Genomic DNA, 566 nt, shown 5'->3' with positions numbered 1-566 from the left:
AAAGTGGGAACGACCTCCGCAGCATCAAGGACACCTAGACGGCCGCTTGTGCCCGCACCGGCATATACGATCCTTCCTCCCATTTCAAGAGACCTGACGCATAACTCAACCGCAGAGGCAACTTCATTGAGAACCTCTCTAACAGACAGTGGAACTGTTGCATCCTCTTCGTTCATAATTCTAAGCATCTCGTACGTCGATAGCTCGTCTAAATTCCTCGTTCTGGGATTAGATCTCTCCGTCTCCAGTTGATCAAACTTCATCCTAGACCTCCTGCGGTATCTTTATCGGAAGTTTCCCTTGCGCTTTGATCGTGCCGTCTAGAATCTTCTTAAGGCTCCTTTGCGAAACCGCTTCGTAGCCGTAGCTGATTATGCAGTTCTTAACGCCCTCCAGGAAAGCATCATATGGGTTTCTCAATGCTATTACCAGCGTTCTTCCCGTCCTTTGCGAAAGCTTCAAAAGCAACTTTCTCTGACCTTCGTGAAGGTGAGCGTTCTCCGTAAAGACCAACATTACTCCCTTTCCCGGGGAATCGGCAGCCAGTCTGTCCGCTTCTTCGACGG

Annotated in this window: 2 pseudogenes; both read right to left on the bottom strand. The window is 49.6% G+C overall.

Annotation, left to right across the window (positions count from 1 at the left end):
- A pseudogene (murQ, locus tag BG32_RS13415) lies at window positions 1-263 on the bottom strand (N-acetylmuramic acid 6-phosphate etherase); the annotation flags it as partial.
- Window position 264: 1 nt separating this feature from the next.
- Window positions 265-566, bottom strand: a pseudogene (locus tag BG32_RS13410) (beta-N-acetylhexosaminidase); the annotation flags it as partial.

The organism is Mesotoga sp. HF07.pep.5.2.highcov (assembly GCF_003666285.1).
GTDB classification, from domain to species: domain Bacteria; phylum Thermotogota; class Thermotogae; order Petrotogales; family Kosmotogaceae; genus Mesotoga; species Mesotoga prima.
This window is presented reverse-complemented; position numbering and strand designations above follow the sequence as displayed.